The sequence below is a fragment of the Thalassovita mediterranea genome, assembly GCF_001458435.1.
GTDB classification, from domain to species: domain Bacteria; phylum Pseudomonadota; class Alphaproteobacteria; order Rhodobacterales; family Rhodobacteraceae; genus Thalassobius; species Thalassobius mediterraneus.
Genome location: NZ_CYSF01000012.1, coordinates 113214 through 130518, shown reverse-complemented (window position 1 = coordinate 130518; position 17305 = coordinate 113214). Strand labels below are relative to the sequence as shown.

The 17305-nt window shown below is 58.9% G+C and carries 22 protein-coding genes; 15 read left to right on the top strand and 7 right to left on the bottom strand.

Annotated features, from left to right (window positions below; translation table 11 throughout):
- Nucleotides 1-21 precede the first annotated feature (21 nt).
- The 4 genes from lspA to TM5383_RS11830 all read left to right on the top strand — a co-directional run bounded on the left by lspA (nt 22) and on the right by TM5383_RS11830 (nt 3865).
- Nucleotides 22-492: a signal peptidase II gene (gene lspA / locus TM5383_RS11845; protein ID WP_058319248.1), complete on the top strand. Its 471-nt coding sequence runs from the start codon at nt 22-24 to the stop codon at nt 490-492.
- 52 nt (nt 493-544) lie between these two features.
- Entirely contained in the window at nt 545-1069 is a 525-nt protein-coding gene (locus TM5383_RS11840; RefSeq protein ID WP_058319247.1) for a DUF3035 domain-containing protein, read from the top strand.
- A 140-nt stretch (nt 1070-1209) separates the two neighbouring features.
- Nucleotides 1210-2553: a M16 family metallopeptidase gene (locus tag TM5383_RS11835; RefSeq protein ID WP_058319246.1), complete on the top strand. Its 1344-nt coding sequence runs from the start codon at nt 1210-1212 to the stop codon at nt 2551-2553.
- Between the two features lie 4 nt (nt 2554-2557).
- Nucleotides 2558-3865: a M16 family metallopeptidase gene (locus tag TM5383_RS11830; RefSeq protein WP_058319245.1), complete on the top strand. Its 1308-nt coding sequence runs from the start codon at nt 2558-2560 to the stop codon at nt 3863-3865.
- An 81-nt stretch (nt 3866-3946) separates the two neighbouring features.
- Here the strand turns inward: TM5383_RS11830 and TM5383_RS11825 are convergent, their stop codons facing one another.
- On the bottom strand, nt 3947-5227 hold the full coding sequence (locus TM5383_RS11825; protein ID WP_058319449.1) for an RsmB/NOP family class I SAM-dependent RNA methyltransferase: 1281 nt from the start codon (nt 5225-5227) through the stop codon (nt 3947-3949).
- Nucleotides 5228-5588: 361 nt separating this feature from the next.
- Between TM5383_RS11825 and TM5383_RS11820 the strand changes: the two genes are divergently transcribed.
- Nucleotides 5589-5768 carry a DUF1674 domain-containing protein gene (locus TM5383_RS11820; RefSeq protein WP_058319244.1) on the top strand — a complete coding sequence of 60 codons (180 nt, stop codon included), beginning with the start codon at nt 5589-5591 and terminating at the stop codon, nt 5766-5768.
- 24 nt (nt 5769-5792) lie between these two features.
- Here TM5383_RS11820 and TM5383_RS11815 read toward each other — a convergent pair whose 3' ends face one another.
- Both TM5383_RS11815 and dapB read right to left on the bottom strand, forming a co-directional pair.
- On the bottom strand, nt 5793-6176 hold the full coding sequence (locus tag TM5383_RS11815) for a hypothetical protein (RefSeq protein ID WP_058319243.1): 384 nt from the start codon (nt 6174-6176) through the stop codon (nt 5793-5795).
- Nucleotides 6177-6249: 73 nt separating this feature from the next.
- Nucleotides 6250-7059: a 4-hydroxy-tetrahydrodipicolinate reductase gene (gene dapB, locus TM5383_RS11810; protein ID WP_058319448.1), complete on the bottom strand. Its 810-nt coding sequence runs from the start codon at nt 7057-7059 to the stop codon at nt 6250-6252.
- Nucleotides 7060-7149: 90 nt separating this feature from the next.
- On the opposite strand from dapB, the gene rbfA reads away from it, so the two are divergent.
- From rbfA to truB, 3 genes are all read left to right on the top strand, one after another.
- Entirely contained in the window at nt 7150-7578 is a 429-nt protein-coding gene (gene rbfA, locus TM5383_RS11805) for a 30S ribosome-binding factor RbfA (protein ID WP_058319242.1), read from the top strand.
- 6 nt (nt 7579-7584) lie between these two features.
- On the top strand, nt 7585-8328 hold the full coding sequence (locus TM5383_RS11800; RefSeq protein ID WP_058319241.1) for a phosphodiester glycosidase family protein: 744 nt from the start codon (nt 7585-7587) through the stop codon (nt 8326-8328).
- A 108-nt stretch (nt 8329-8436) separates the two neighbouring features.
- A complete protein-coding gene (gene truB / locus TM5383_RS11795; RefSeq protein WP_058319240.1) occupies nt 8437-9348 on the top strand; it encodes a tRNA pseudouridine(55) synthase TruB in 912 nt (303 codons plus the stop codon).
- 246 nt (nt 9349-9594) lie between these two features.
- Here truB and TM5383_RS11790 read toward each other — a convergent pair whose 3' ends face one another.
- Both TM5383_RS11790 and TM5383_RS11785 read right to left on the bottom strand, forming a co-directional pair.
- Nucleotides 9595-10281, bottom strand: coding sequence for a hypothetical protein (locus TM5383_RS11790; RefSeq protein ID WP_058319239.1), 687 nt, complete (start codon nt 10279-10281; stop codon nt 9595-9597).
- A gap of 84 nt (nt 10282-10365) precedes the next feature.
- Nucleotides 10366-11193 carry a calcium-binding protein gene (locus tag TM5383_RS11785; protein WP_058319238.1) on the bottom strand — a complete coding sequence of 276 codons (828 nt, stop codon included), beginning with the start codon at nt 11191-11193 and terminating at the stop codon, nt 10366-10368.
- A gap of 193 nt (nt 11194-11386) precedes the next feature.
- Between TM5383_RS11785 and TM5383_RS11780 the strand changes: the two genes are divergently transcribed.
- The 7 genes from TM5383_RS11780 (at nt 11387) to TM5383_RS11750 (ending at nt 16447) form a co-directional block, all read left to right on the top strand.
- Nucleotides 11387-11917 carry a DUF1643 domain-containing protein gene (locus TM5383_RS11780; RefSeq protein WP_058319237.1) on the top strand — a complete coding sequence of 177 codons (531 nt, stop codon included), beginning with the start codon at nt 11387-11389 and terminating at the stop codon, nt 11915-11917.
- A complete protein-coding gene (locus TM5383_RS11775) occupies nt 11917-12234 on the top strand; it encodes a DUF5665 domain-containing protein (protein ID WP_058319236.1) in 318 nt (105 codons plus the stop codon). Before TM5383_RS11780 ends, TM5383_RS11775 begins: the two co-directional genes overlap by 1 nt.
- 131 nt (nt 12235-12365) lie before the next feature.
- Nucleotides 12366-13379 carry a calcium-binding protein gene (locus TM5383_RS11770; RefSeq protein WP_058319235.1) on the top strand — a complete coding sequence of 338 codons (1014 nt, stop codon included), beginning with the start codon at nt 12366-12368 and terminating at the stop codon, nt 13377-13379.
- Between the two features lie 194 nt (nt 13380-13573).
- On the top strand, nt 13574-13843 hold the full coding sequence (rpsO, locus tag TM5383_RS11765; protein ID WP_058319234.1) for a 30S ribosomal protein S15: 270 nt from the start codon (nt 13574-13576) through the stop codon (nt 13841-13843).
- Between the two features lie 186 nt (nt 13844-14029).
- Nucleotides 14030-14749 (top strand): sterol desaturase family protein, encoded by a 720-nt coding sequence (locus tag TM5383_RS11760; RefSeq protein WP_058319447.1) that lies wholly within the window; start codon nt 14030-14032, stop codon nt 14747-14749.
- Nucleotides 14750-14857: 108 nt separating this feature from the next.
- Entirely contained in the window at nt 14858-15760 is a 903-nt protein-coding gene (rarD, locus tag TM5383_RS11755) for an EamA family transporter RarD (RefSeq protein ID WP_058319233.1), read from the top strand.
- 36 nt (nt 15761-15796) lie between these two features.
- Nucleotides 15797-16447, top strand: coding sequence for an RluA family pseudouridine synthase (locus TM5383_RS11750; protein ID WP_197407401.1), 651 nt, complete (start codon nt 15797-15799; stop codon nt 16445-16447).
- A 3-nt stretch (nt 16448-16450) separates the two neighbouring features.
- Here TM5383_RS11750 and TM5383_RS11745 read toward each other — a convergent pair whose 3' ends face one another.
- Both TM5383_RS11745 and TM5383_RS11740 read right to left on the bottom strand, forming a co-directional pair.
- Entirely contained in the window at nt 16451-16882 is a 432-nt protein-coding gene (locus tag TM5383_RS11745; protein ID WP_058319232.1) for a hypothetical protein, read from the bottom strand.
- Nucleotides 16882-17274: a Panacea domain-containing protein gene (locus TM5383_RS11740; protein WP_159438568.1), complete on the bottom strand. Its 393-nt coding sequence runs from the start codon at nt 17272-17274 to the stop codon at nt 16882-16884. Before TM5383_RS11740 ends, TM5383_RS11745 begins: the two co-directional genes overlap by 1 nt.
- Nucleotides 17275-17305: the final 31 nt, after the last annotated feature.

Here is a 17305-nt window from a genome sequence, read left to right as displayed (position 1 = left end):
CCCCACATTGAGGATAGGCAGATGACAACCGTATTTTGGACGGGCTTCTGGACGTTTTTGCTGGACCAAGCCAGCAAGTACTACGTGGTTCATTACCTCGACCTGCGCCTGCGCGGTGAGATCGACGTGCTGCCACCTTTCTTGAATTTGCGCATGGCATGGAACACCGGCATCAACTTCGGCCTGATGTCCGGCAACAGCGATCTGGCGCGATGGGTGCTGATCGGTCTGGCCTTTGTGATATGTGGTGCCGTGCTTTATTGGGTGCACAAAGATCGCCCGGGACGCATGGGCTTGATCGCTGCTGGCCTAATGATCGGCGGCGCACTGGGCAACGTGGTGGATCGGTTCCTTTACGGTGCGGTTGCCGACTTCCTCAACATGACATGCTGCGGGATTTCGAACCCTTATGCGTTCAATGTTGCCGATATTGCCATTTTCATCGGCGCTTTTGGGCTGGTCCTTTGGGGTGGCTCACAAAAGGCTACGTGACGGCGGCAGTTTCATCGGCTAAGACAGGGACAGTAATTGCAGGAGGGTGGCAATGCCGCGAGCTTTGCTAGGTTTGATGGCTGTACTGACCGTGGCCGCGTGTTCGGGTGAGAACCGCGATATTGGTCTGCGTGATCTGCGTTCGTTCACAGATGGACCGGATGAATTTATGGTGCTGCCGTCCAAAGAGCTGCAGCAACCTGCCGATTATGCCTCTTTGCCCACCCCAACGCCCGGCGGCAGCAACCTGACCGATGCCACGCCGTTGGCTGATGGCGTCACTGCTCTGGGTGGTCGCGCCACTGCGTTGGCACAGGCCGATGGCATTCCAGCTGTTGATTCTGCGCTGGTGAACCACGTCAGCCGCAATGGCATGTCTGATGACATCCGCGGTGTACTGGCCGCCGAGGATGAAGAATTCCGTCGCTTCAACTCGCGCTTTACGAAGTTGAAGCTGGTCAGAACCGACCGCTATGCCCGCGCCTATCGTGACTTTGCCCTCGATCCCAGTGTCGAAGTACGCAAATGGCGCGAATTTGGCGTGCAGACCCCAACCGCACCGCCAGCAAACAACTAAGCTAGCTGGCGTATCCATACCTGATTTCTTGCTAGATTTTTAACCTGACGCTGGCTCACGTCCGCGTCAGCAGCAATGCCACGCGCTTGCAGTGGCGGGTTTGCGGCGTATCTTAACCGCAAGCATAGGAGGATTGCTTGATGAAGCGTTTCGCAGCCGCGCTGGCGGCCCTAGTTGTTTTCAGCGCCCCCGTTCAGGCGGCAACCGAGGATGTGACTGATCACGTCAGTAACTTCACCCTCGACAACGGGTTGGAGGTGGTGGTGATCGAAGACCACCGCGCCCCCGTCGTTGTTCACATGCTGTGGTATCGCGCCGGATCCGCCGATGAACCGGTCGGTCAGTCAGGCGTGGCCCATTTTCTGGAACACCTGCTGTTCAAGGGCACCGATACCCTGGCCCCCGGCGAGTTTTCCGCCACCGTGGCGCAAAACGGCGGTAGCGACAACGCCTTCACCAGCTTTGACTACACCGCTTATTTCCAACGTGTTGCTGCCGATCGTCTGGAACTGATGATGCGTATGGAAAGCGATCGCATGGTCAACATCCGCCTCAGCGAAGAAGACATTGCCACCGAACGCGATGTCATCCTAGAGGAACGCAATCAACGCGTTGAAAACAGCGCCAGCGCCCTGTTTCGCGAACAAAAACGCGCCGTGCAGTACCTGAACCATCGTTATGGCGTGCCGATCATCGGCTGGCGTCATGAGATGGAAAGCCTCGACCGCGCGGATGCCTTGTCATTTTATGAAACCTACTACTCACCGAACAACGCCATTTTGGTCGTCGCTGGCGATGTCACCCCTGATGAGGTGCGTGCGCTGGCGGACCGCTACTATGGTGTGATCCCCGCCAACCCCGACCTGCCAAAGGAACGTCTGCGCAGTCAGGAACCACCGCAAACCGCTGCACGCCGTTTGACCTTTGCGGATCCGCGTGTGGCGCAGCCCTATGTCAGCCGGTCGTATCTGGCGCCAGAACGCAACGCTGGCAATCAGAAAGAGGCCGCCGCGCTGCGCATTCTGGCGGACCTTCTGGGCGGCGGACAAACCGCCGTGCTGGCCGAAAAGCTACAGTTCGACACCCAGACCGCCGTTTATGCGGGCGCGTTCTACAACGGGCAATCGCTGGATGCGACGACCTTCGACATGGTGGTGGTGCCCACCCCCGGTGTAAGCCTGCAAGAGGCAGAGGAGGCGATGGACCGCGTACTGGCGGACTTCCTGACCGAAGGCGTTGATCCAGCCCATCTGGAGCGGATCAAAACCCAGATCCGCGCGGCTGAAATCTACGCCCGTGATGACGTGCAGGGACTGGCCAACCGCTACGGCCGTGCCCTGACCCAAGGGCTGACGGTTGCGGATGTGCAGGCATGGCCCGAGATCCTACAGGCGGTCACCGCCGAAGATGTCATGGAAGCCGCCCGCAAAGTGCTGAATCCCAAAACATCCGTTACCGGATGGCTGATGGCAGAGGAGGGTTGAACCCATGCTGCGCAAACTAACGCTGAGCCTGATCACAACATTTGCCCTCGTCACCCCCGCTGCTGCAGCGGTCAACATCAAACCTGTGACCTCTGAGGGTGGCCTGACCGCTTGGTTGGTCGAAGAGCCCTCGATCCCCTTTGTCGCGCTGGAACTACGCTTTCAGGGTGGCACATCGCTGGACCTGCCCGGCAAAACCGGTGCCACCAACCTGATGGTCGGCCTGCTGGAGGAGGGCACGGGTGATCTGGACGCCCGCGGTTTTGCCCGCGCGGTCGAAGGGCTGGCTGCCTCCTTCGACTATGGCGCCTATGACGATACGGTCACCGTCTCTGCCCGTTTCCTGAGCGAAAACAAGGACGAGGCGCTGGCGCTGCTGCGTGGATCCCTCGTGGCGCCGCGATTTGACGAGGATGCGGTGGAACGGGTGCGCGAACAGGTGCTGTCAGGCATCCGATCTGATCTGAAATCACCGCGCGACATTGCCAGCCGTGAAATGGATCAACTGCTGTTTGGCGATCACCCCTACAGCCTGCCGCAATCGGGTACCTTGGACACAGTTGCGGCCCTCAGCCGCGATGATCTGCTGACCGCGCATAAAAATGCGCTGACCCGTGATCGCGTCTATATTTCCGCGGTTGGTGACATCACCGCGCCGGAGCTGGCACAATTGATGGATGACCTGCTGGGGGATCTGCCAAAGGCCGAAACTGCCCTGCCGGGGCCAGCGGCGACCAACCTGCCCGGCGGCGCGCAAGTGGTGGAATTTGAAACGCCGCAATCCGTGGCCCTGTTTGCGCAGGCGGGCATCGAACGTGATGACCCTGATTTCTTTGCCGCCTTTGTGCTGGATCACATTTTGGGCGGTGGTTCCTTTGAAAGCCGTCTGATGCAGGAAGTGCGCGAAAAACGTGGACTGACCTATGGCGTTTCGACCTTCTTGGTGGACAAAGATCAGGCGGTGTTGTGGATGGGGTCTGTCGCATCAGCCAATGACCGCGTCGGCGAAGCGATCGACGTGATCCGCGATGAATGGGCCAAAGCGGCAGCGACCGGCGTCACAGAGAAAGAGCTGCGCGATGCGCAAACCTATCTGACAGGCGCCTACCCGCTGCGTTTTGACAGCAACGCCTCCATCGCCAACATCATGGTAGGCATGCAGGCCTCGGGTCTGGGGTTGGACTACATCGAAACCCGCAACGACAAGGTCAATGCCGTGACGCTGGCGGATGTAAACCGCGTGGCCAAACGGCTGCTGGACCCTGACACGCTAACCTTTGTAGTTGTTGGTCAGCCCGAGGGGATCGAATAAGCCCAGCGCGAAAGGCCAAATAAAAAGCCCCGCGTCGGTTCTGCGACGCGGGGCTTTTGTTTTCATGCGATTAATAGGGGATCAGGCCTTGCGGCGCAGGCTGGCCATGTAAAATCCGTCCATGCCGCCCTGATCGGCCCAATAGTCGGGTCGCAGGCGCAGGCCGCCTTCTTCGGTGATCCAGCTGGGGTCGATGCCGGGCTGGTCGAGTGCGCTGCGGTCCACCTGCCAGTCCGGGTTCCGCTCCAGCGCCTCTTCGACCTGACATTCGCCCTCATCGGGCAGCAGCGAACAAGTGCAAAACACCAGCCGTCCGCCCGGTTTCACCAACGACATGGCGTGATCAATCATCTGCACCTGCAGGTCCATCAGCGCACCGAATTCTGACCCATCCTTCGCCAGCGGCAGATCGGGGTGGCGCCGGATGGTTCCGGTCGCGGAGCACGGCGCGTCCAGCAATACCGCGTCATAGCTGCCCTGATGTTCCAGCGCGTCGCCTGCGACGACTTCAGCACTCAGTCCCGTGCGCGCTAGGTTTTCGCTAACCCGCGCCAGGCGGGTTTCCGACAGGTCCAGCGCCGTGACCTTGGCGCCAGCGGCGGCCAGCTGCATGGTCTTGCCCCCCGGCGCGGCGCACATGTCCAGCACGGTTTCACCCGCCTGTGCATTCAGCAGTTTCGCAGGCAGCGCGGCGGCGGCGTCCTGCACCCACCAATCGCCCGCCTCATACCCCGGCAGGGCCGAGACCTGACCCGCGTTGTCCAGCCGCACCGATCCGGTGGGCAACAGCGTACCACCCACCGCCTCTGCCAATTGGGCCGCATCGCCCTTAGCGCTCAGATCCAGTGGGGCACCGGTCAGATGCACACGCTCCATGGCCGACACCACCTCAGCGTCATAGGCCATCACCAAGGGATCGCGCAGCCAGCGCGGCAGGCGCGGCGTGCGCAGCTTGGCCCATTCGGCCTCACCCTCGCCCGCGACTTTGCGCAGGACAGCGTTAACCAGACCCTTCAGGCCAAGGGTACGTTTGTTCGCAGCGGTCAGCGCCACGGCCTCATTCACCACGCCGTGAGCATCACCGCCGGTACACAATTCCAACGCGCCGATGCGCAGGATATTCTGCACCCGCAGCGGCGGTGCCTTGCGCAGGTGTTTCTTCAGCACACGATCCGCCCGTTCCAGATTGCGCAACACCTCCAGCGTCAAACGCTGGGCACGAGCGCGATCTGCGGGTTCCAACCGGTCCAGCGCGCCAGCGCCCAACAGTTCCGGCAGCAAACGCCCCTCGCCCAGGATCTGCGTCAGCAGGTGAAGCGCAGCAGCGCGCGGCGTTGGCTTGCCCACAAAGGTCGGCACCATTCCCTCGCTACGCTCAACGCGCTCAGTTTGCGGCTTGCGCTGTGGCCGGTTACCCGGCCGGCCGCTGGACTTGCCCATCGGTTTACCCATGGATTTACCGTGAGGTTTACCAGGCCGCTTCCCCTGCGGTTTGCCAAACGGGTCGCCAACAGGTCTACCGGGTTTTCCGGGCCCTTTCCCGGACGTCTTGGCAGGAGATCTACTGGGGGATTTACCAGCAGCCTTGCCCTGAGGGCGGCTTGTGAGAGTGCCGGAGCGACGGTTTTCTGGGGGTTTGGGCATATGATAATCCTTCGGCCTCTTTGCCTTGGCGCGTGAGGGGCGTATATCAGCGCTATAGTTCCTTAGAAAGGACGCATGCATGAGCGAGATTGAGAAAAACCTGCCCCCCGCCGCCCAGCGCGCGCTGGCCGAGGCAGAAGAGCGCCGCAAGAAAGCCGCCGAAGCCGAGGCGCTGCCCAAAGAGCTGGGTGGGCGTGATGGCCCTGAACCCGTGCGCTATGGCGACTGGGAAAAGAAGGGCATCGCGGTCGATTTCTAATCGCTGGCGCAGGGCGTATCGGGATCAATCCATCCCAATGCTATAGCGTTCGCGCTCGCCCTGTCCCTTGTCTGGCACGATATACAGCGTCGCGCCGCTAGACCGCACAATTCCGCAGGTCTCGCCCTGATCAATGGTGCCGTGGAACACACGCTTGCACAGTTGCCCGTCGCGCCATTCCCAATTGCCCAGCAAAGGCCGCCCCCAAACACGACCCTTCACCTGCCCCAGATCGTCAAACCGCATCCATAGGCCGGTCTGACTGATATATTTCCCCGACATTTGCAGCAGGAAATCCTCACGGTCCTTCATGGTAAAGAACCCTTCGGCCTGCGCCTGCGGCACCGGCGGCAGCACGAGGGTAGCAAGGGGGACAAAGCTTAGCAGAAACAGGCAGGTGCGCAGCATCTTGGAAAAACCACGGGGTGAGGAACATCGCCCCCACCCCGCAAGATCTGTGCCAAGTTGTGTACGCGGTGGGTCAGAGGCCCAGCACGTCAATCATATCATATTCACCGGGCGCCTTGCCCTGCCCCCAAAGCGCCGCCTTCAGCGCCCCACGGGCAAAAATGGCGCGATCGGTGGCCAGATGGCGCAGCACAATGCGTTCACCCGCAGCGGCAAACAGCACGTCATGTTCACCAACGATGTCGCCACCACGGATCGCGGTGAAGCCGATATCGCCTTTCTTGCGCGCGCCGGTGATGCCGTCACGGCCCGAATCGCGCACATCCGCCAGATCCACGCCGCGCCCTTCGGCAGCGGCCTCACCCAGCATCAAGGCGGTGCCAGAGGGTGCATCGACCTTTTGGTTATGGTGCGCCTCGATCACTTCGATATCGAAATCCTCATCCAGCGCGGCGGCAACCTTTTTCGTGAGCTGCACCAGCAGGTTCACACCCAGCGACATGTTGCCCGCGCGGATGATCGTTGCATGACGCGATGCGGCGTTCAGTTTGGCGAGGTGTTCGTCGTCCATACCGGTGGTGCCGATCACATGCACCGCACGCGCCTGCGCAGCCAATGCGGCAAATTCCACCGTCGCGGCAGGCGCGGTGAAATCAATCACCGCCTGCGCCTGTGCAAAGGCCGCCAGCGCGTCATCGGTGACACTCACCCCAACGTCTGCCCCACCCATGCAAGCGCCAACATCGCGGCCCACCCAATCGTGGCCAGTGCGCTCCACCACGCCGACCAGCTTGGCCTTGTCGCTGTCCAGCACGGTCTTGATCAGCATCTGCCCCATACGGCCCGATGCACCCGTGATGACGATTCCCGGCAAGTTGGTCATGACTTCGAAACTCCTGAAAACTTGGTTTTTGCCTGCATAGACCAGCATTGCCCGCTTGGCAAAGGGGCCATGACGCCTTAGATGCAGCCTATGGCCAAAGGAAATTCATATGGCGCCGGGCCCAGCACCCGGCAATTGCGCGTCGGCGAGTTGATCCGCCGGACGATGTCTGACCTCTTGATGCGGGGTGAGGTGCATGATGATGCGCTTGCCCGCATGTCGATCACGGTGGGCGAGGTGCAGATCACCTCGGACCTGCGCGTCGCGACCTGTTATGTGCTGCCACTGGGCGGCAAAGACGGGGATGAGGCGGTCAAAATTCTGGCCCGCAACCAGGGCGAGTTGCGCCGCCTGATCGGCCGCAAATGTGGCCTGAAACACGCGCCGGAACTGCGGTTCAAGGTCGACACCTCCTTTGACCGGATGGATGAAACCCGCGCGCTGCTGAACCGCGAAGACGTGCGCCGCGATCTGGACAAGCCGGATAGCGACACTGACGGCGAAGCAGACGAAAGCTAAGCTGGGATGCGCCGGTTTCTTCCCCTGTTGATGCTGGCGCTCACTGTTATTGCATCCCCTGCAAGGGCGCTGGATTGCCAGCGCCTTTCTTATTTGGGCACGCCTTATACAGTGTGTGAGGTCGATCCTGCCTCTGACGATCTGCGCCTGTTTCACAGTGATTCCCGTGGGCTGCTGGGCAGCTATGGTCGCATTGATCAGATGCTGGCGAATGAGGGACGCGTGCTGAGCTTTGCGATGAACGGCGGCATGTATCACCCCGACCGCGCGCCTGTCGGGCTGTATATTGAGGATGGGGTGGAACAAACCCGCCTGTTAACGGGTGCCAGCGATGGCAACTTTGGCCTGTTGCCCAATGGCGTGTTCTGCATCCGCGATGGCCGCGCCGATGTGCTGGAAACCCTACGCTTTGCCGATGAACGGCCCATTTGCCGCTATGCCACCCAATCAGGGCCGATGCTGGTGATTGACGGGCAGTTGCATCCCCGCTTCATCCCCGATGGCACTTCTCGCTTTCTGCGCAATGGTGTTGGCACCTCTGCCGACGGGCGGCGTGTGGTCTTTGCGATTTCGGATGCGCGGGTGAATTTTCACGATTTCGGCCTGTTGTTCCGCGATCATCTAAAACTGCCCAACGCACTATTTCTGGATGGGAAGGTGTCACGCATCTACATCCCCGCGCAGGGCCGCGCGGATATCGGGTTTCCCGTGGGTCCGATGATCGGGGTAACGGTGCCGTTAGGAGAGTGACCCCATCCTATTTTGACAGGCTCAATTTAAAAGGCTCAATTTGACACACCCGCCCCGCTGCGGTAACTGGCGCGCCACTCTAGTTTTCACGACAGATTGGGGATCATCATGGGACGCAAGCGCAAGGGGCGTGACATTTCGGGCTGGCTGGTGGTCGACAAACCGGCAGGCATAACCTCGACCGCGGTGGTGAACAAGGTCCGCTGGGCGCTGGAAGCGAAGAAGGCCGGCCATGCAGGCACCCTTGATCCCGAAGCGACCGGGGTTCTGGCCGTCGCCCTAGGCGAGGCGACCAAAACCGTGCCCTTCATCACCGACGCGCTGAAAGCCTACCGTTTTGTGGTGCGTCTGGGTCAGGCAACCAACACCGACGACGCCGAAGGCGAAGTCATCGCCGAAAGCGCTGACCGTCCCACCGATGAGGATATCAAAGCAGCACTGGGTGGCTTCCTTGGCGACATCATGCAGGTGCCGCCGAAGTTTTCTGCGGTGAAAATCGACGGCGAGCGCGCTTATAAGCTGGCCCGCGACGGTGACGAAGATTTTGAAATTGCCGCCCGCCCCCTCTGGGTGGATGAATTGGTGATGACCGACCGTCCCGATGCCGATCATGTCGAACTGGAAATGGTCTGTGGCAAGGGCGGTTATGTCCGCTCCATCGCCCGCGATCTGGGCGCGGCACTGGGATGTCATGGCCACGTTCTGCACCTGCGCCGCATCTGGTCCGGCCCGTTTGAGGCAGAGGATGGCCTGACATATGAACAGATCGAAGAGCTGGCACGCACCCCCGAACTGGACGATCATCTGCTACCTCTGGAACAGGGGTTGGCTGACCTGCCAGAGGTCAAGACCACTGAACAGGGCGCCGCAAAACTGCGCAACGGCAACCCCGGTCTGGTGATCGCGACGGACGTGGAATACGGCGATGAATGCTGGGCCAGCCTGAACGGCGAAGCGGTTGCTGTTGGCGTATTCAAGGCAGGCGAACTACACCCCAGCCGCGTCTTTGTGCGCGGCTAAGAGCCCGCCAACCGCCTGCCCAATCCGCAGAGCCAGCTCAATGCAGTCTGGCCCTGTGCCAATGGGGCGCCTTCCCTCAGCAAGCTCTCGATACGCAAACCAAATCAAGCGCCACGAGGTTCTGGCAGGCTTCGCTAAAAGAAGCGACGCTAGGAAATCGGGCCCAAAAAGTACAAGCGGCGCAGTGTAAATGATCTAGGCGGCGGCGTGACGAAAGCCGCCACGCGCAGACAAACACGCTCAGGTTCATGCCGCCTGCGACATCTCCTTCATGGTGATGAGAGCCAGAATGATATCTGCCGCCTCCCCATCTTCTGAGGACAACTCTTCCCCTCGTGAATCCTGCCAGAGGGGGCCATTTCCAGCCTCATAAAACGCAACGCTTAGTCCCCGTTGATTCCCCGTCAGCGTGGTCAGCGGATGGTCCCCCGCGGATAGCGTCGTGCGATCCTGCGCGCCATCATAGTCGAACATCAGTTTTGGCAGCATTGATTGTGCCGCGCCTGTCTTTCCCTCGGTCAGGTAGATCGTCAACTGGTCCTCTCCGGCGGTAAAATCCACGGGCTGATCTGTGGGCAGTTCTATCTCTGAATCAGTGTCTAAATCAAACAAAAGCGTCGTTTCTTGTTCCGCATCTTCGCTGGAGAGCAACAGATCCAGCGCTGCCCCGCCTGCCATCTCCTCTTCACCGGCCAACGTGTCGGCCCCCGCTAAGGGCGTGGACGACACCAGTGACAACAGATCGTATGTCGGGTCCGGAACAGCCACCACAACCGGGTCATCATCATCAGGATCATCCACACGTCCCTCACCACCGGTGCGATCCGGATCTGCGGCCGCTTCCAGATCTTCGACAAAACTCAATATGGATTGGGATACCGACACACCAATTGCCAGCGGGACAGCCAGCAACAACAGCAACCAAGGGGACATGATAGAACCTCACACAACAAACCTGATTGCTATGAGAAGAACAGATTTACATGAATTTTCGCTTAATTCCGTTTGATATCCGGATCAGCTGCGTTCACCGATCAGAGCGTCCAGCGGACGTGCGGTCAGAACCAGATCTGCAGCTTCGCCCTCTGCTGCGGTGATTTCGTTACCTTCAACATCCAGCCAAACGGGTGCGTCGGCATTGGTTTCGGCGTCATAGAACGCAACGGTCATCGCGGTTTGGTCACCGTTCATGCGCAGCACCTCATCACCATCCAATTCAACAATGGTAGTATCAGTTTCGGCGTCATGGGTGATCATGAAGGTATCGACCGCGTCCTGCGTGTCAAAGTCGGTGGTGTAGACGCCCTGATGCAGCGCATAGTCCACTTCCAGATTGTCTTCACCGATTGTGAAATCGGTAATCACTGCGGCTTCATTGTCGCCGAAGTAGTTGTCTGCATAGGCTTTGAAGGTATCAGCACCCTCACCACCGGTGGCCGTGGCGTTCGGGCCAACATACAGGGTGTCATCGCCTTCGCCGCCGTTCATGACGTCACCGTCGTTGTCGGTCAGGCTGATTTCACCGGGCTGGTGGTTCCAATCATCAGAAAAATAGTCGCTGGAGCCGCTGAACAGCAGGTCGTCCCCTTGACCGCCGTTCAGCGTATCTGCTCCGTCAGCGCCAAACAGTGTGTCGTTCCCGGTGCCCCCACCCAGAACGTCGTCACCACGGCCGCCATTTAGCAGTTCGTCCAGTCCCATGATTTGCTGGTCGTCCTGCTGAGCCGTTTCTGGCGCATCCACGTCATCCGATTGGGCATCTTGATCAACCTGATCTGCATCGTTGGTATCAACCAAGCTCAAAGTCCCGGCCATCATCGCGCTGAGCAAAATCAAGAGTGTCATCGTTAAACCTCACATCGGTAGTCGTGGTCGACTTATGGGATAAACCTAGCACATCCCTATGGGAGGTATGAGTCATCTAACTGACGACGAATGACGCGCCACCAACAGGACCTAGGTCCAGTGTCGCCCTGTTTTATAAGGCAAAGGTTCTCTACCAATTGCACTAACGTCAGAAATATGGCCAATAAAGCGGATGATCACACGCGATTTCCAAAAGGGCGACGCCCTGTCCACCGCCACCTACTCTGACTGTGAACGCTACAGGTATCAGCTGACGCGAATCTGGGATTCGGGGGGGCAAAAGGCGCTGTTTGTGATGCTGAACCCGTCGACGGCGACAGAGGAGCAGAATGATCCAACGGTGGAACGCTGCGAACGGCGGGCACGGGCGCTGGGGTTTGGGGCGTTTCGCGTGACCAACATCTTTGCCTGGCGCGACACGGACCCTAAGGCGATGCGCGCCGCACAAGACCCCATCGGTCCCGCCAATGACGCCGCGATCCTAGAAGGATGCGACTGGGCTGATCAAATCATCGCCGCATGGGGCAGTCATGGCGATCACTTGAACCACGGCGCCCACGTCGCAAGCCTGCTGCGCGCCACGGGCAAGCCGGTCTACGCATTGGGTCTGACCAAGGCAGGGCACCCCAAACACCCGCTGTACATCGCCTACACCCAACAGCCGGAATTGTGGGACATCCCAGCACAAGAAGGGAATGCCTGATGGATCAACAGACGGACACACCACAAACCGCCCCCCAGAACAGCCAAGAAGAAGCGATCCGTCGCCTGACGGCAGAGGTCGAACGGTTCAACAACCACCGTTTTATCGCAGTACAGAATTCACGGTGGCGCCTGTTGGGGTTCCAATTCATGCGCGGTTTGGCTTTTGGTCTAGGGTCCGTCATCGGCGCGTCTCTACTGGTTTCGATGATCGGATGGTGGTTGTCTCAGTTCGAATTCCTGCCACTGATCGGCGACTGGATGGTTATCCTGTCCGACGAATTTGAACGCGCGGTCGGCACCAGCACAGGAAACTAACCGCCCTGCAACGCCCCCATTAACCATAGCGACCGATCTGCTTTGACCCAATCACATCAGGCGCGCACACTACACGCCGTCTAGTGGTTTTGTGTCGCTGTTTGGTTTGGGTAGCGCGGGCGGGTGATCTGATGTTGATGATGGCAGGAATGCTAGGGGCGATGATGGCCGGTGTTGCGCTGGTGGGCCTGGTTGCGATGCCACTGGATGAGGATGTTGATGACCCCACCTCTGAAACTGAGGACATCGACGCCACCATTGAAACACTCACCGCAACTGAAACAGAGGTTTCCCCGGGGGACGCGCTGACGGCCATTCTGAACGGCAGCAATGGCGACGACGTCATTGCTGGCGACGCAGACGATAACAGCATTCTGGCCCAAGGCGGGGACGATCAGGCAAACGGCTATGGCGGTGACGATCTGATAGAGGGCGGATCCGGACGGGATGATCTATTTGGCGGCACTGGCCATGATACGCTGGCTGGCGGCGCGGGCAACGACACCCTGCACGGGCAGGAAGACGATGATCTGCTGCAGGGCGACAGCGGACATGACCAACTGTTTGGCCACAACGATAACGATACCCTTGTAGGCGGAGCAGGAGAGGACCAGCTTTTTGGTGGCGATGGCAATGATGATCTGCAGGGCGGGCAGGATAATGATCGGCTGCAAGGTGGGTTGGCGAATGACACACTGACCGGCGGCGCAGGGCAGGATGTGCTGTTCGGTGGATTAGGGAATGACGTACTACAGGGAACCGTGGGTGAAACAGCCGCGGAACAGGATTTCCTCAACGGCGGCGCGGGCGATGACATTGTGCATTTCGGCGGACTGGATGTTGTGACTGGCGGCGATGGGGCAGACCAACTGATCGCCGCAACAGATACCGAAACTGCTGAAGTGATGGATTTCGACGTTAAAGAAGACACGCTGGTCCTGATCTATGATGATAGCCTCGACAGTGGTGTGCCCGAACTGGACCTGCGCCATCGCGATGGCCCCGCCGGTGGGTTAGAGGTCTGGCTTGACGATACGCAGGTTGCATTGCTGCGCGGGATCAACGACGACGCAGGCACAGATATTCAGGTTGTGCCCCATTCGGCCCTTGCGCCGGTTTCTATTGTACCGACAGCATATCGTTGATGCGCGGCACCTAGAGCCATCCGGCGGCCACAGACCCGACCACCAATGCCAGCAGGTCTTTCCCCTTTCCTTTTGGGGAATTTTCCCGTAACAGCACACATCGCTTGGGCCTAACCCTAGCGATTCCTCCATAGGACCTTGTCTGGACGACATCCCGGCTTGTGCCCTGAACCCTTAGACTTAGGAGATCCCCGATGTCGATCACTGCTGAAGAAAAAGCACGCGTCATGAAAGAATACGCAACCAAAGAAGGCGACACCGGTTCGCCCGAAGTACAGGTTGCTATCCTGTCGTCGCGCATCGCGACCCTGACCGAGCACTTCAAAACCCACAAGAAAGACAACCACGGCCGCCGTGGTCTGCTGATGATGGTTGCACAGCGTCGTAAGCTGCTGGACTACCTGAAAGGCAAAGACGAAGCCCGTTACGCTGACCTGATCAAACGTCTGGGCCTGCGTCGCTAAGGTTTTCGGATCTTTCTGATCCAGAAACGCCCTCTCCTGCCGGAGAGGGCGTTTTTTATTGCCCAGCTCACAGCACTAAGCGCTACGCGTTGACGTTCACGTCAGCTTTACGTGGGGTCCCCCACTGACAGTTTGCACAACCGTGCTAAAATGGGCCCCAGGAAGATGATCAGAGGAGGAATGATCATGGGACCCACCCTACGTGTACTGATGAATATGGGCACGCTGCACCGGCTGCTGCCTTTGTGGATTGTTGGCCTGATTCTGACCGTGGTGTTCTGGACACCGTGGTTCCTGCTGGCGATTGTCTATGGCGCGTTGATGCAGTTCTTTGTCGAATATGCGATGCACCGCTTCCTGCTGCACCGCGAACCTCCGACCGACCAAAGCCCGTTCAATGAACTGTACCGCAGTCACATCGGCCACCACGAATTTCCCAACGACCCCGAGTTTTTCACTGGCGACCAACACTGGTATCCGGTGAAATTTGCCGCGCAATCGTTGGCAGTGCATTTTGTCGTGCTGTGGTATTTTGTTGGCTGGCAGATGGCGCTGCTGTTCCCGTTCATTGCGCTGACTGTAGGGTCGGTCACGGCCTTTGCCTTCTATGAATACTGCCACACGCTGGCCCATCTAAACGTGCCCAAGGGCTGGTTCGGGGAACGCATCACCCGCACCCACCTCCGCCACCACTTCAACGACCATGAGGCCACATTCCACGTCAGCTTCGGCATGGGATGGATCGATCGTCTGTTTGGCACGACGTATGACCGCGAAACCGCCAAAGAACGTTTTGACCGGAAAACCATCTTGTCTATGGGCATGGATCCCGACGACCTGAGGCTGGTCACCGCGCGCAAAGCCTTCGGCATCAAAGGCCACCCAACCCGGCGCCGCGAAGCCTGATCAAATCCAGCAAAAGACCGCAGTGATGCGGTCTTTTCTTTTTGGGGGACACGGGATAGGCCGATAGGCAGCCTGACACCGTCAGCATGCCCGCGCAAAGGACCACCCATGGCACACCCCACTCAACAGAACGTCGATACCCCGCAGGGGCTACTCTATGCGTTTGGCGCCTATTTCATCTGGGGTTTTCTGCCAATCTACATGAAGGCCGTGGACCATATCCCCGCGATCGAAGTGGTGGCGCACCGCGTGATCTGGGCCGTGCCGGTTGCCGCCGCCTTGCTGTTCTATCGGCGCCGCACTGCGGATCTCATCACCGCCCTGCGCACCCCACGTATGCTCGCAATGGCCTGCGTGACGGCCATACTGATTTCGACCAATTGGGGCATTTACATCTGGGCCATCTCTGCAGATCGGGCATTGGATGCGGCGCTGGGTTACTACATCAACCCATTGTTTTCCGTCGCCATTGGCGCCGTTCTGCTGGGTGAAACGCTGAACCGCGCGCAGTGGGTTGCGATCCTGCTGGCAGCCGCTGCGGTTGGCGTACTGTGGTATGACGCCGGCACCCTGCCCTGGCCTGCAGTAGGTTTGACCGTCAGCTGGGGGTTCTACGCTTTCTTCAAGAAATCCCTGCCCATCGGCCCCAACCAAGGCTTCCTGCTGGAGGTTCTGATCCTGTTGCCCTTTGGTCTGGGATTTCTGGGATACCTGACAGCGACTGGGCAAGGGCATTTGGGTGAATCCCTCAGCACAACCGCTTTGTTGCTTGGGCTGGGGATCATTACCGCAGTGCCGCTGTTGCTATATGCGAACGGCGCAAAGCTGCTGAAGCTGTCCACCATCGGTATCCTGCAATATGTGGCCCCGACGATGATCTTCCTTGTGGCCGTTTTCCTGTTTGATGAACCTTTTGACCGGGCCCGAATGATCGCATTTCCGCTGATCTGGGCAGCGCTAGTGGTCTATACCGTTCCGATGGTGCGCAGCTTGCGTAAATCACGCGGCTAACTTGCCTGCGCCTGCGCGCCGTCGTATCAGCGGGCTATGGAAATCACACCCTACGCCCCGCCAAATGACCCGCTGGAGATCCTGCATGAGGATCATGAGATCGTGGTGGTCAACAAACCCTCTGGCCTGCTGTCCGTGCCGGGGCGCGGTGAACATCTGGCCGATTGCCTGCTGACCCGCGTGCAGGCGGTGTTCCCGCAGGCGTTGCTGGTGCATCGGTTGGACCGCGACACATCCGGCGTGATGATCTTTGGCCTCACCCCACATGCGCAGCGCAACCTGTCGATGCAGTTTGAAAAGCGCACGACGAAGAAAAGCTATATCGCCCGCGTTCATGGCCGGATCGAGGAGAAGACAGGCACCGTTGACCTGCCCTTGATCGTCGACTGGCCCAATCGCCCGCGCCAGATGGTCTGCCATGAAACGGGCAAAGAGGCGGTGACGCTGTGGCGGGTGCTGAAAGCATCGGACACGGAAACCCGCGTGCGCCTGACGCCGAAAACGGGCCGCAGTCACCAGTTGCGCGTTCACATGCTGGCGCTGGGGCATGTGATCCTAGGTGATCCGCTTTACGCGACGGGCGAGGCCGCCGATCACCCCCGCCTGATGTTGCACTCCGAAGAACTGCGGGTGAACCATCCCGAAAGTGGGAAGGGCATGTCGTTTAGGGCCAAGGCGCCGTTTTAGTGATTAGCTGCCTTTTGCTGCCGTTACGGAGGCTGCAACTGCAGCACTTGCGGCAGCAGCGTCTGCATCTTTGTATCCTCTAAAGACCCCAAATAGCAGCGCGATGGTTATACCAGAGATGGACACGACAGGTGCCACCACAAGGGCAATCATGGCGCCTGTCTGCATGAACGTGTAACGGAACCCGAAAATCTGATGCAGGATGTGGTAAAATGCACAGAACATGGCTCCGATAACGGCTGTAGAAAGCAGAACTGCCAGCCAACGTATCCAAATACGCTGACCGATTTCTCGCTTTTGCTCTTTTGCGAGGGCCGTTTCCGCTAGAAGATTATCATACTGTGCTTTCTGGAAACGATAATCCCATCCGTCGTTCAGGAAATCAGATAGTTCAGTATCTGGGTCATAATCGGGAATCCGATCGTCGGTTGCCATTAAGCTGACGCCTTCTGAGCAGCAGAGCGTTTCGCTTGGTAATGAGCCAAGATGAGATCGTTGGTAATTTCAGCGTAGTTGCCACCGCGCTTCGTTGCGATGTCCCAAGGCCCGCCCGGAATGTGCGTAAGGTCTGATAGCACAAACGGGCTCATAGAGCCGTAGATGCGGAAAATATCCTCTAAGAGGCACACATCCTCATCTGCAATCGAACAGTCATCGAAATTGGGGATTTTACTTTTTATATCAATGCCCTGCGATCGAAACTCACGATAGATATCGGGAATGACGGGGCCATGTTTCCAAGCCTGAATTTGGTTCGGGAACATTGGACGCAGGCGTGTTTCTAAGAACCACCCATGCGCAATATAGACAAGCTTGAGGAGCGTCATAATCGACGCTTTCTTACCCTCTTGGGCGAAC

What these genes read in the sequence shown, in the direction of transcription:
- truB (WP_058319240.1), top strand. Translation starts at nt 8,437, where the DNA reads ATGGGACGCAAGCGCAAGGGGCGTGACATTTCGGGCTGGCTGGTGGTC.
- TM5383_RS11780 (WP_058319237.1), top strand. Translation starts at nt 11,387, where the DNA reads ATGATCACACGCGATTTCCAAAAGGGCGACGCCCTGTCCACCGCCACC.
- TM5383_RS11835 (WP_058319246.1), top strand. Translation starts at nt 1,210, where the DNA reads ATGAAGCGTTTCGCAGCCGCGCTGGCGGCCCTAGTTGTTTTCAGCGCC.
- TM5383_RS11740 (WP_159438568.1), bottom strand. Translation starts at nt 17,274, where the DNA reads ATGACGCTCCTCAAGCTTGTCTATATTGCGCATGGGTGGTTCTTAGAA.
- TM5383_RS11750 (WP_197407401.1), top strand. Translation starts at nt 15,797, where the DNA reads ATGGAAATCACACCCTACGCCCCGCCAAATGACCCGCTGGAGATCCTG.
- lspA (WP_058319248.1), top strand. Translation starts at nt 22, where the DNA reads ATGACAACCGTATTTTGGACGGGCTTCTGGACGTTTTTGCTGGACCAA.
- TM5383_RS11830 (WP_058319245.1), top strand. Translation starts at nt 2,558, where the DNA reads ATGCTGCGCAAACTAACGCTGAGCCTGATCACAACATTTGCCCTCGTC.
- TM5383_RS11815 (WP_058319243.1), bottom strand. Translation starts at nt 6,176, where the DNA reads ATGCTGCGCACCTGCCTGTTTCTGCTAAGCTTTGTCCCCCTTGCTACC.
- TM5383_RS11745 (WP_058319232.1), bottom strand. Translation starts at nt 16,882, where the DNA reads ATGGCAACCGACGATCGGATTCCCGATTATGACCCAGATACTGAACTA.
- rpsO (WP_058319234.1), top strand. Translation starts at nt 13,574, where the DNA reads ATGTCGATCACTGCTGAAGAAAAAGCACGCGTCATGAAAGAATACGCA.
- TM5383_RS11760 (WP_058319447.1), top strand. Translation starts at nt 14,030, where the DNA reads ATGGGACCCACCCTACGTGTACTGATGAATATGGGCACGCTGCACCGG.
- TM5383_RS11840 (WP_058319247.1), top strand. Translation starts at nt 545, where the DNA reads ATGCCGCGAGCTTTGCTAGGTTTGATGGCTGTACTGACCGTGGCCGCG.
- TM5383_RS11790 (WP_058319239.1), bottom strand. Translation starts at nt 10,281, where the DNA reads ATGTCCCCTTGGTTGCTGTTGTTGCTGGCTGTCCCGCTGGCAATTGGT.
- dapB (WP_058319448.1), bottom strand. Translation starts at nt 7,059, where the DNA reads ATGACCAACTTGCCGGGAATCGTCATCACGGGTGCATCGGGCCGTATG.
- TM5383_RS11825 (WP_058319449.1), bottom strand. Translation starts at nt 5,227, where the DNA reads ATGGTGCCGACCTTTGTGGGCAAGCCAACGCCGCGCGCTGCTGCGCTT.
- TM5383_RS11820 (WP_058319244.1), top strand. Translation starts at nt 5,589, where the DNA reads ATGAGCGAGATTGAGAAAAACCTGCCCCCCGCCGCCCAGCGCGCGCTG.
- TM5383_RS11785 (WP_058319238.1), bottom strand. Translation starts at nt 11,193, where the DNA reads ATGACACTCTTGATTTTGCTCAGCGCGATGATGGCCGGGACTTTGAGC.
- TM5383_RS11770 (WP_058319235.1), top strand. Translation starts at nt 12,366, where the DNA reads ATGTTGATGATGGCAGGAATGCTAGGGGCGATGATGGCCGGTGTTGCG.
- TM5383_RS11775 (WP_058319236.1), top strand. Translation starts at nt 11,917, where the DNA reads ATGGATCAACAGACGGACACACCACAAACCGCCCCCCAGAACAGCCAA.
- TM5383_RS11800 (WP_058319241.1), top strand. Translation starts at nt 7,585, where the DNA reads ATGCGCCGGTTTCTTCCCCTGTTGATGCTGGCGCTCACTGTTATTGCA.
- rbfA (WP_058319242.1), top strand. Translation starts at nt 7,150, where the DNA reads ATGGCCAAAGGAAATTCATATGGCGCCGGGCCCAGCACCCGGCAATTG.
- rarD (WP_058319233.1), top strand. Translation starts at nt 14,858, where the DNA reads ATGGCACACCCCACTCAACAGAACGTCGATACCCCGCAGGGGCTACTC.